The following is an 11,092-nucleotide window of genomic DNA, read 5'->3' as shown; positions in this document are numbered from 1 at the left end:
TTAAATACGGACTGATTAGAATCGCAAATGCGTTAATCAATCCAATAAATAACAGCGATTTAGATAAATGTTATAAACTTTTGTCATGTACTTAGACTTAGTTTGTATATGGCGCTACTATTCCACATCGGTGTAATTGGTTACAAGTTTCGTGAGACTAACAATCTTTGTAGTAGTTACTGTTTACTTTATTTATTTGCGAAAATCTGCCAACCTTGATATTGATAACTGAATGCAAATCCTGAGAAGAACATTGCTCCACAGGAGTTTCTTACAACTACTATTTTAACTGATCAAGAAAGCCTTTTTTGCGTTGCTCACTATCACGAGAGTGTTACCTCCAATAGATAATGTAAATGAGCATTTTACTGGCACGCGTAACGATAAAAAAAGGAATTTATGCCCAGACTCCATCTAATCCATTGCTCCGCACATATCTTCCGGTTTCACCCATTCATCAAATTGCTTATTGGTTAAAAGATTGAGTTCAATTGCTGCTTCCCGCAAGGTTTTATGCTCTGCCTGCGCTTTCTTAGCTATTATAGCGGCATTTTCATAACCGATGTGTGAATTAAGCGCTGTTACAAGCATGAGGGAATTTTCAAGATGTTGCTTTATCATGGGGAGATTGGGGCGTATGCCAGTTGCGCACTTATTATTGAACGAAAGGCAAACATCACCAATCAAGCGAGCCGATTGCAATACATTAGCGGCAATAAGCGGTTTAAAGACATTTAATTCAAAGTGGCCGTTTGAACCTCCAATGGAAACTGCCACATCATTTCCCATTACCTGGGCGCAGACCATGGTTAAGGCCTCAGTTTGAGTAGGATTAACTTTTCCGGGCATGATGGATGAACCAGGTTCATTTTCTGGTATAATAATTTCACCAATACCGCAACGGGGGCCAGAACTCAACATACGAATATCGTTCCCTATTTTCATCAATGAAACAGCACAACGTTTCAATGCTCCGGATAATTCAACCATCGCATCATGACTGGCAATAGCTTCGAACTTATTTGGCGCACTAATAAATGGGATACCGGTGAGTTCTGCAATTTTTTGAACTACTAATAAATCATATCTTTTAGGTGTGTTTAGGCCTGTGCCAACAGCTGTTCCTCCCAAGGCTAACTCACGAACCAACAGCAGTGCATTTTTAATGGCCCTGATACAGTTAATCAGTTGTTGTTCATAACCTGAAAACTCCTGACCTAAGGTTAGTGGAGTCGCATCCATAAAGTGTGTACGTCCAACTTTAACAATGCTTTTAAAATCTTGTGCTTTACTGTGCAATGTACCTATCAGTGCATTGATTCCTGGAATAGTATTATCTATTACCATCTTATATGCTGCTAGATGCATTGCAGACGAAAATACATCATTGGACGATTGTGATTTATTGACATCATCATTGGGATGAACATACAATTTACCTTCCCCCAACTTATTACCTTGTATAACGTGTGCCCGGTTAGCAATTACTTCGTTTATATTCATATTGCTTTGCGTCCCCGAACCAGTTTGCCATATTACCAAAGGAAACTCAGTATCATGTTTGCCTGCAATTATTTCATCACATACATTTACTATCAGTTCTTTTTTATCGGCTGCTAATACCCCTAATTGATGGTTTGTCACCGCTGCTGCCTTTTTCATATAGGCAAATGCATGGATTATTTCTTTGGGCATGGATGCTTCTGGACCAATTTTAAAATTATTTCGAGAACGTTCTGTTTGAGCACCCCAATAACAATGAGTTGGTACCTTTACTTCACCCATTGTGTCTTTTTCTATTCTATATTCCATATTATTAATGGTTTATCAAGTATTGTCGTTATTTACTTCATACTTTTCAAATATTTGTAAAGTTCACTGTCCGTAGATAAAATAACAGATGTAGTTGTATCAAATGTTGTTTCAAAAGTTTCCATCGATTTTAAAAAACCATATAATTCGCGTGAAGCAGATGTTTGGTCATACACAGAAGCATATATTGCAGCAGCCCTGGCGTCTGCCTTACCTTTTATGTCTTCGGCTTCTCTAAAAGCTTCCGATTGAATGGTTTTTAGTTCTCTTTCTTTCTCTCCATTGATACGTGATGCTTCTCCCTGTCCTTCAGAACGGAATTTATCAGCTATCCGAAACCTTTCACTTTTCATACGTTCGTATACCTGAGCGCTTACTTCATCAACGTAATTAATTCGTTTGATCCGAAAGTCGAGTATAACAATACCAAGATCCTGCGCCTTCTCGTTGGCTGATAAAAGAATCATTCGTTGTAATTCCTGACGTCCAACAGATATGGTGGCAAGCGAATCGGAAATCATTTCACCGGTTGCGCCTGAGGAAGCCGGAACCCTGTTCTGAGAACGTACAGCTTCTTCCAGATCATGGGCTGCAATGTAATCTCTTGTTTCTCCATCAAGAATATCATCCAGACGGGTTTGTGCGCCCCTTTCATTGGTCATTCGAATAAAGAACTGCAATGGATCTGTAATTTGCCAACGGGCATAAGCATCAACAAATATGAATTTTTTATCTTTTGTTGGTACCTGGTTTGGATCTCCATCCCATTCCATGTAACGTTTTTCAAAATAATTGGTTTTTTGTATAAAGGGTGTTTTAAACTTTAGTCCCGGTTCTGTTTTAGCTTTGCCCACTGGTTTTCCAAATTGAGTAATAACTACCTGCTCTGTTTCTTTTACAATATACACACTTTGTAATACCACAATTAACAACACTATAAGGGCGATACTTAAAAATATAATTTTATTCTTTTTCATAATTCCATTGTGTTATTTGTTTAATTGCATTTGTAACAAGGGCAATACATTGTTTCCTTGTTCATCAATAATAATTTTATTGCCCAACTTAGGCAATACGGATCCCATAGTTTCGAGATAAATTCTCCGTCTCGTTACTTCCGGCGCTTTAACGTATTCACTATAAATAGCATTAAAACGGGCAACCTCGCCCAGTGCAATATTCACCCGCTCGGTGGCGTATCCTTCTGCTTTTTGTATTGTTTCCTTAGCCTGGCCACTTGCTTTTGGGATAACTTTATTATACTCCGATTTTGCCTGATTAATCAGTGTTTCTTTTTCTTGTTGTGCCTGGTTTACTGCATTAAAAGCAGCTTTTACTGGTTCGGGGGGATTAACATCTTGTAGTACAACCTGATCGATTTTTATTCCAAGTGAGTAGTCCTTGCATATTTGGTTCATTAGTTCAACCATATTAGTGGCGATTTCTGTACGCCCTACAGTAAGTACTTCATTCACGGTCCGATCTCCCACAATTTGTCTGAGTGCAGCTTCCGAAACATCACGCAATGAGTTTTCTGGGTCTCTTACCTTAAATAAGTAATTGTAAGCATCATTAATTCGGTATTGTACAACCCATTCCACATCTGCAAGGTTAAGATCGCCAGTAAGCATTAAAGACTCATCTTTGGTGCCAGACCTTGTGTATTGCGTATTAATGCCTGCTTTTACAGTCCGGAAACCAAATTCCAGCTTTTGTTGTCTTTCAACCGGTACTTTATACACTTGTTCAATAAAAGGTATTTTCATGTTAAGCCCTGGTTCAACTTTTTTCACATATTTACCAAAGCGGGTAATAACTCCTACCTCTTCGGGGTCAATCTGAAAAAATGCACTAAAGGCAATCAGCAATGAAAAAAATAGAATGATGATAATCTTTCTATACTTCAGTAATTTTTTCAATAGAGGCGATTTAACCATGTTTATGTTTAATACATTTTTCATATGTTATAATTATTAGATTTTCTTATTACAGTTGTAAATGGTAATAGATTTTAGTAGTATTCTAATTTTTAACGGTCTCTATTCTGAAAATGTGCGTATATAATTTACCAACTGCCAGCGTTGTTCTTCAATAAGCAAATCCTTGTACGAGATCATGGGTGGCCTACCTGTTGTGATTTTCCAAAAAATGGCTCCATCCGTTTCATTTTGTACTTTTTTTGATGTGAAGTTGGCAGGTTTTGGATTTAGAGCCACACTTGCAGCACCGTCCCCTTTACCGGAAGTTCCGTGGCAAACCACACATTGTTGTTGAAATAGAACCTTCCCTGCTTTGGTCGCCTCCTCATTGCCTTTTAACGGATTGACTATTTCGTCAGCTTCTTTTGGCGCAATCCAGTTGTTGTTTCCATTTTCCTGGGAAATAGCCTGAAAAGAGATAGCTGAAACAATCAAGAATGTTGCTATCAACGTATATTTTTTAAGTTTTCCCATATTATTGATATTTAAAAAAAGTCAGATAATCACTCTTTTTGCAGAAATTGCCGCAGCACATATTGTAAGATGCCTCCATTGCGGTAGTATTCAATTTCTATTTCGGAATCAAGACGAGCAATTACATTGAATTTCATCTCTTCATTTTTATCATTTTTGGCAATTACCTGTACTTCCTTTAATGGTGTGATATCTTCAGCAATACGGTTTATTGTGAATATTTCCTTCCCTGACAGGCCTAGTTTTTCGACAGTTGCGCCATCTTTATATTGAAGCGGCAGTACGCCCATACCAACCAAATTACTCCTGTGGATACGTTCGTAACTTTCAGCCAATACGGCTTTTATTCCCAATAAAAATGTGCCTTTGGCAGCCCAGTCACGTGAGGAACCGCTGCCATATTCTTTACCTGCAAGAACCAATAAGGGCGTTTGCGTTTCTTTGTATTTTACAGAAGCATCGTATACTGATAATTCTTCACCGGTTGGTAAAAAAATAGTGAAACCGCCTTCTTTTGTTGCCAACTTATTTTTAATGCGAACATTGGCAAAAGTACCACGTACCATTACTTCATCATTTCCTCTGCGCGATCCATAGGAATTAAAATCCTCTTTTTTCACCCCCCTTTCCAATAAATATTTTCCAGAATCAGATTCCGGGCTAAATGCACCTGCGGGAGAGATATGGTCGGTGGTGACACTGTCGCCTAATACAAGCAGTGCCCTTGCATCTTTTATATTTTTCAACGGTTCCGGTTGTTCAGAAATATTGCGAAAAGATGGAATCTCTTTAATGTAGGTCGAACTCTTGTCCCATTCATATAATTTGCCAGTGGGAACTTTCAGATTTCTCCAGATTTCATTACCCTCAAAAATTTCATCATAGTTTTTAGCAAAATCATCTGAAGACAATACCCGGTTTAGAATTTCATTTATTTCATCATTTGTAGGCCAAATATCTTTCAGATAAATCAGTTTCTGATTGGAATCGTAGTTTAGGGGCTCATTAATCAAATCAATATCCACTCGTCCGGCAAGGGCATAAGCCACCACGAGCATGGGAGACATCAAGAAATTCATTTTTACCTGAGGATGAATTCTCGCTTCAAAATTTCGGTTTCCGGAAAGTACCGATGCAACCACCAAATGATGTTCATCAATTGCATTAGCGATTTGCTCCGGCAAAGGACCTGAATTTCCAATACAGGAAGTACAGCCATAGCCTACCAAATGAAAATGCAAGGCTTCCAGATCTTTCATTAAACCTGCCTTTTTGAGGTAATCGGTCACTACTTTAGACCCGGGTGCCAGAGAGGTTTTTACCCATGGTTTTACATCAATACCAAGCTCCCTGGCCTTTCGGGCTACCAACCCGGCACCTATCATAACATAGGGGTTTGATGTGTTCGTACAAGAGGTAATTGCTGCTATCACCACGGTACCATCGGAAAGCATAAATTTTTCCTGACCCTGATTAATCCAAACCGTCTTCAATTCATTTTTTCCCTGTATTTCCGTTTTCTTTTTTAATGATGTGGTAGTTACTTTGTGAGATAATTGATCTCCTCCTTCAGTATTCCAGGTTGTGATAGGTTTCAGGTTCTCGCGGCTTTCCTGAATGATGTATTTGCGGTCGAACGATTTATCCAGTAACTTGATAAATTCATTTTTAAAGTCTTTCAAAAGGATTTTATCCTGTGGGCGTTTAGGACCGGCAACGGTGGGCTCTATAGTCGACAGGTCTAATTCCAAAACAGCTGTATACGTAATACTATCTTCATCTTCCCTCCAGAGCATATTGGCTTTACAGTATTCTTCAACCAACTTGATGTGCTCCTCTGAACGATTGCTTTTCCTCATATACTCCAGGGTTTTATCATCGATAGGGAAGTAGGTAATGGTGCAGCCAAATTCTGGCGACATATTACCAATAGTTGCCCGATCGGGCACAGAAAGATGATCCAGACCAGAACCAAAAACCTCAACAAATTTTCCTACTACACCATATTTCCGAAGCTTATTGGCAATGGTTAAGACAAGGTCTGTTGCTGTTGAACCCAAAGGAAGTTTGCCGGTAAGTTTTAAGCCAATAACTTCAGGCATAATAAAAAAGATGGGCTGCCCCAGAAGAGCGGCTTCTGCCTCAATACCACCTACGCCCCAAGCCACAACGCCAATACCATTAACCATTGGGGTATGACTATCAGTCCCAACCAAAGTGTCCGGAAAAACCTCTCCATTTCTTGCAATAACGCCTTTTGAGAAATATTCAAGATTTACCTGATGGCAAATTCCCATTCCCGGGGGAACGACTCTAAAATTATCGAAGGATTTCTGTGCCCACTTTAGTAATTGATAGCGCTCTATGTTGCGTTTATATTCTTCGTCTATATTTTGTTTGTAGGAATCTTCCGTGCCAAAATAATCTACCTGTACCGAGTGGTCAATAACTAAATCAACTTGAATGAGCGGATTAATGGTATTTGGATCTTTCCCTTTTCTCGCTACTTCGGAACGGAGTGCAGCAATATCGACTACAGCTGGAACTCCGGTAAAATCCTGCATTAAAACACGGGCTGGTTTAAACGGAATATCCTTGTCCGAACCTTCGGGTTTCCAGTTCAAAATCGTCATAATGGCCTCTTTGGTTACTGCGAGGTCATCAAAATTGCGCAAGGCATTTTCCAATAAAATACGAATAGAAAATGGGAATTTCTCTATCGCATATCCTTGCTTTTTTAGCTCAATGAGGCTGCAATAGGAATACCGTTTTTCTCCTATTTCTAAAGTGCTTTTTATTTGAAAGATATCATTTCCCATATTGTTCCTTTCTTTGTAAGTCGTATTAAAACAGGAATATTCTGTTTTCTCAAATAACAAAATGTGCTTCAGAAGTAATAGCCACTTTTAAAGCTTTAGAGATGATACAGTTTTGTTCAGCTTCCTTAACAACTAAAGCAAAAGCATCCGCATCCATATCTTTCACAGAACCGGTTATGGATAAATGAATAGCTGTAATGGATAAGCCTTCCAGTGTTATGGTTGCCTTAGTATCCAATTTATCAGGGGTTAAACTTTTTTTATCTAAAATAGATGCAACTGACATTGTAAAACAGCCTGCATGTGCGGCAGCCAATAACTCTTCAGGATTTGTCCCTTTTTCACCTTCTTCAAAACGTGACTTGAAGCTGTAATTGGTTTTATCTAAAATTTCACTTTGCGTACTTAATGTTCCTTTGCCCTCTTTAAGATTTCCTAGCCAATGGGCTGTTGCTGTTTTTTTCATATTATTAATTCAGGTCTAACTGTCTCTTATGATGATAATCTTAGCCCTTGGTCTTCTCAATCATGTGATTGATTACATGACTGTGCTGTGTCTGAGGGCTGAACATGATGATTTCTGCATTTACATTGACCAAAACATTATGCCCGGAGGGCCAGTAAAACAAATCGTTCGTATTCACAACTTCCTTGATGCCTTTAGCATCGGTGGTTGTAAGTTGACCACTCAAGACGTATCCCCAATGCGGGCACTGACACAAATTTCCTTCAAGACCCATAAACAAGGGAGTTGTATCTACTCCAGCAGAAAGACTGAAATACTCACAACTTATTTTCCCTAAACCTGTTGCGTCACCAAAATCATTTCTCTGTCGAATAACAGCACCAGCTATCTCCATTTTTACTTCGATCTTCTCTTTTGCAATTTTCATAACTGTTCCTCCCTTTTCATTAAGGATGACTTTGTTTTAAACTATTGCTGCATCCATTTTACACAATAGTCGTTTTACTACTTTATATAATGATTAAAGGCCATTAATAATTTTGTGCAATTCTTCTTTGGTTTTGCCCAACTTGATTTGCAATTTTCCAAGCATTTCTTCTTGTTTACCTTCTTCAAACATGAGGTCATTTTCCGTAAGGAATCCAAATTTCTTTTTGAGTTTACCTTTCTGTTCATTCCAGTTTCCTTTTAGTTCCATTTTATTCATGACTTTAATTTTTAATTGTTGCAACTGGCAATACAGTAGCGGATATAATTCCACTTTACAAAGGTCAGGCTATCTATCAAAGAAAGCATTACATAGTTCTGTTTATTAGTTACATCATTCACACCTTTTTACAGCAAACTTTATAGTATAGAGCAATATTGGTAGGCATACCAAGTCAATATGCTACATGTCATTTAGGTTAATTATCGGGATGATCCTTAGACTTTTATTTGTCTATAAATTAGATGGGATGCTTTTCTGAAATTTAATAATTGCAAACGTTGAAATTATTGATTACGAATATGTGGGAATTCAATTATATGAGATAACTGCTTTATTTATTTTTCTTATCAGATGACATATAATGCTTATTTCGTGGATTTACATGGCTAAATTTTACGAATGCAACAAATACAACCCCTCCAATAATATTGCCCAAGGTTGCCGATGTTTGAACGTGTAGATAATCTTTCCAGGTTATTTCAATACTTGTTAAAGATGCGGTAAACACTTCTATGGAACCAACAATAGAGTGGTGTAGTCCGCCTATCCCAATTACAGAAGTAATTAAAGTTATTATTACTATCCTGCTTAATGTGTCCTGCGAAGAAGTAACCAGCCATGACAACAAGCCCATTAACCATCCGGCAAGAATTCCACTTCCTAAAATGATATGCCAAGGGTGGTGTATTAATTTTTTTGCCAATCCATAAAATGCTCCATTATTTATAGCATTCAGTCGTTCAGGAAGAACGGAAAGAATGTATCCAAAAATATAACCTCCCAATAAATTCCCGAGATAAACTACCCCCCATAGTATTAATAGGCTCTTTATTGTTGCATCTTTACTTAAAACAGGGATTACCGCAAGGCTGGTATGCTCTGTAAAGAGTTCGGATTTACCAATCACTACAAATATAAACCCAAGAGGGTAGGCAATTGCCAGCATGACATGAAGCATTGATGGATGAACAACGTCATTGAACAAACTATAAATAGAAGCCATGAGGAACACGCTAAATCCAACTTCTAAGCCTGCTGATATGGCTGAGAGAAATAAATCTTGATTTGACCGCTTGTGTTCTCGTAAACCAGTTTCAATCTGCTCATCAAGTATTTCATTAATCTGCTTAGGCTTGTTTAAAGCTTCTTTTAGTTTGTTTACCAACCGTACCATAGTTATTTATAAAGCATATAGTTGAAGAAAACTCGTGGGGATTTGTTCAGGTAATCATACTTGTGTAATATAGACCTATTAAATTCTATTGGGACTAAACTATCTTTTAAAATAGAAGGTTCACATAACGTCTTGTTTTCAGGATTGAATGAGAAACGATTAGTGTTTAACCTTCTTTCTTCATATAATTCATAAAATGTAAAGGCATAGGTCTTCGAATACCGACCTTCCTTTCACATTGTTTCTTGCGGACTTCTTTTTAGAAACACTACATAATTAAGCCCTCCATTTTTTATACTCGTTTTTTTCAAACCTTTTTAACTCTATATAACGTGGTGAAGTTGTATGCATTAATCCAATTAGCTACAACTTATCTTTTCCATCCTGTTGGCTTCTTCAATTTTTTCAACAGCATATTCCAGCCCTAATTTTTCTAGTTCGCTCTTAACTAACATTTGGCAACGTATACATACCATATTTTTAATGAAAATTTTCACTTGAATATATAAGTTGTTGCAACTAGCAATAAACTATTGAAATTATTATTTTACAAGTTAAGGCTATATATCAAAGAATCCATTTTATTTTTTCTGTTCTCCCGTAAGAATTCAATGGGATCCAGAGAAAGATATGTACTTTAACAATTTAAACTACCGCTCTATTCAAGTTGGATTAACTGGTATTGCTGTTGAAAAGTATGTAAACGACTGGATTGTTAGTATTGAGGATATTTCAGATAAGTGCAGAGGGATAAATTATCTTATATCAGATAAGAAAACAGAGGAAGCGAGAAACATGCTCCCTCTCGAAAATATTTATCCTATTACTGACAATGTAAGAAGTATTATTTTTGCTTCTGAACAGACCATATATTAAGGGTTGTTAATTTTTATAGTTCCAATTTTCAATTACATAAGTTGTCATTTTTTTTAAGGTATTATCTTTTGTCGAATTAGAAAGTTTTTTTATCTTTTCAAGATTTTCTGGGTATTTTTGGGCACTTAATGCAGTGATACATTTTTCCATAAAAACATATTCTCGCTCAGCTTCATAGAAATAAGATGGTATATTAGTAATCAATTCATGTAACATTTCAATATTTCTTAAGTCCATTACAAAATCATCATAAAAATAGATTATCATATCCTCATGATCAAAATGCCTACTATCAAGTAAATATTTCCTATATAGATCTTCTTTATCTGGGTTACTCAAATTTCGCGAAAACAGCACGAAAATATATCTAAAAACCCTCCATTTATCATTGTTTAAAAAGTATTCAAATAAAAAATCAATATGCTTATAGTTTAGGCTCTTAATACCAAGCTCTTGTTCAAGAGCTAATTCTTCATAGCTTTTACTAGCTAACTCTATCCTATTTAATTGTTCTGTAGAAAAGAAAATCATTTTACTATCTCAAAATTAATAATGTTTTCATTAAATATACGCATCCCTTCTCCGTCGCGCCCGAGTCCTATATTAACCTGGCGTTTACCTGTTTTGGGTGTTTCAATTTTAAACAAAGTGTTATTCTTCATCCAACCTTTTTCAACAATTGGTAAATTGGAAATAACGGTCATATTGACCACCCTCAAACGATTTAATGTGACCACCTTGTAACGATTCAAAGTGACCACCCTCGTTTTTCAGTAAAAAAAG

The 11,092-nt window shown here is 36.9% G+C and carries 12 protein-coding genes; 1 reads left to right on the top strand and 11 read right to left on the bottom strand.

Features of this window, described 5'->3' with window-relative positions:
• Nucleotides 1–414 precede the first annotated feature (414 nt).
• From fumC to J1N10_RS20040, 9 genes are all read right to left on the bottom strand, one after another.
• Nucleotides 415–1,812, bottom strand: coding sequence for a class II fumarate hydratase (gene fumC, locus J1N10_RS20080; protein WP_262328520.1), 1,398 nt, complete (start codon nucleotides 1,810–1,812; stop codon nucleotides 415–417).
• A gap of 32 nt (nucleotides 1,813–1,844) precedes the next feature.
• The gene (hflC, locus tag J1N10_RS20075) at nucleotides 1,845–2,789 is read right to left on the bottom strand and encodes a protease modulator HflC (protein WP_262328519.1); all 945 of its coding nucleotides are present in this window, start codon (nucleotides 2,787–2,789) and stop codon (nucleotides 1,845–1,847) included.
• Nucleotides 2,790–2,801: 12 nt separating this feature from the next.
• Nucleotides 2,802–3,773 (bottom strand): FtsH protease activity modulator HflK, encoded by a 972-nt coding sequence (gene hflK, locus J1N10_RS20070; RefSeq protein WP_262328518.1) that lies wholly within the window; start codon nucleotides 3,771–3,773, stop codon nucleotides 2,802–2,804.
• A 78-nt stretch (nucleotides 3,774–3,851) separates the two neighbouring features.
• On the bottom strand, nucleotides 3,852–4,265 hold the full coding sequence (locus J1N10_RS20065) for a c-type cytochrome (protein WP_262328517.1): 414 nt from the start codon (nucleotides 4,263–4,265) through the stop codon (nucleotides 3,852–3,854).
• 29 nt (nucleotides 4,266–4,294) lie between these two features.
• Entirely contained in the window at nucleotides 4,295–7,084 is a 2,790-nt protein-coding gene (gene acnA / locus J1N10_RS20060) for an aconitate hydratase AcnA (protein WP_262328516.1), read from the bottom strand.
• Between the two features lie 49 nt (nucleotides 7,085–7,133).
• Nucleotides 7,134–7,550, bottom strand: coding sequence for an OsmC family peroxiredoxin (locus tag J1N10_RS20055; RefSeq protein ID WP_262328515.1), 417 nt, complete (start codon nucleotides 7,548–7,550; stop codon nucleotides 7,134–7,136).
• A gap of 40 nt (nucleotides 7,551–7,590) precedes the next feature.
• Nucleotides 7,591–7,977 carry a cupin domain-containing protein gene (locus J1N10_RS20050; RefSeq protein WP_262328514.1) on the bottom strand — a complete coding sequence of 129 codons (387 nt, stop codon included), beginning with the start codon at nucleotides 7,975–7,977 and terminating at the stop codon, nucleotides 7,591–7,593.
• Nucleotides 7,978–8,070: 93 nt separating this feature from the next.
• Complete coding sequence (locus tag J1N10_RS20045; RefSeq protein ID WP_262328513.1) at nucleotides 8,071–8,256, bottom strand: CsbD family protein; 186 nt, start codon at nucleotides 8,254–8,256, stop codon at nucleotides 8,071–8,073.
• Nucleotides 8,257–8,590: 334 nt separating this feature from the next.
• Entirely contained in the window at nucleotides 8,591–9,433 is an 843-nt protein-coding gene (locus J1N10_RS20040) for a formate/nitrite transporter family protein (RefSeq protein ID WP_262328512.1), read from the bottom strand.
• 564 nt (nucleotides 9,434–9,997) lie between these two features.
• Here J1N10_RS20040 and J1N10_RS21345 point away from each other — a divergent pair.
• Nucleotides 9,998–10,309 (top strand): DUF4291 family protein, encoded by a 312-nt coding sequence (locus J1N10_RS21345; protein WP_410053457.1) that lies wholly within the window; start codon nucleotides 9,998–10,000, stop codon nucleotides 10,307–10,309.
• A gap of 6 nt (nucleotides 10,310–10,315) precedes the next feature.
• Here J1N10_RS21345 and J1N10_RS20035 read toward each other — a convergent pair whose 3' ends face one another.
• Both J1N10_RS20035 and J1N10_RS20030 read right to left on the bottom strand, forming a co-directional pair.
• Nucleotides 10,316–10,840, bottom strand: coding sequence for a hypothetical protein (locus J1N10_RS20035; RefSeq protein ID WP_262328511.1), 525 nt, complete (start codon nucleotides 10,838–10,840; stop codon nucleotides 10,316–10,318).
• Nucleotides 10,837–10,971, bottom strand: a complete 135-nt coding sequence (locus tag J1N10_RS20030; RefSeq protein WP_262328510.1) for a hypothetical protein — start codon at nucleotides 10,969–10,971, stop codon at nucleotides 10,837–10,839. Before J1N10_RS20030 ends, J1N10_RS20035 begins: the two co-directional genes overlap by 4 nt.
• Between the last annotated feature and the right edge of the window lie 121 nt (nucleotides 10,972–11,092).

Origin of the sequence: Carboxylicivirga litoralis (genome assembly GCF_025499605.1) — a bacterium.
In the GTDB taxonomy this organism is placed as follows: domain Bacteria; phylum Bacteroidota; class Bacteroidia; order Bacteroidales; family Marinilabiliaceae; genus Carboxylicivirga; species Carboxylicivirga litoralis.
This window is presented reverse-complemented; position numbering and strand designations above follow the sequence as displayed.